1 tRNA gene is annotated in these 226 nt (G+C 62.8%); it reads left to right on the forward strand.

From position 1 onward, the window contains the following. Positions 1-149 precede the first annotated feature (149 nt). A tRNA-Met gene (locus ACTJI9_RS22410) sits at positions 150-226 on the forward strand.

Genomic DNA, 226 nt, shown 5'->3' on the forward strand with positions numbered 1-226 from the left:
AGTCCGGGCTGCAAACGGCGTCAGCGCCGGTCTTGGTAACGCGGGGTGGAGCAGCGCCCCGTCCGAAAGCCGAAAAAGCACCTTCGCTTTTGAGGCCGGACAAACGGAGAAGTCCGGGCTGCAAACGGCGTCAGCGCCGGTCTTGGTAACGCGGGGTGGAGCAGCCCGGTAGCTCGTCAGGCTCATAACCTGAAGGTCACAGGTTCAAATCCTGTCCCCGCAACCA

This window comes from Phyllobacterium sp. 22552 (genome assembly GCF_052044585.1).
Lineage (GTDB): Bacteria > Pseudomonadota > Alphaproteobacteria > Rhizobiales > Rhizobiaceae > Phyllobacterium > Phyllobacterium ifriqiyense.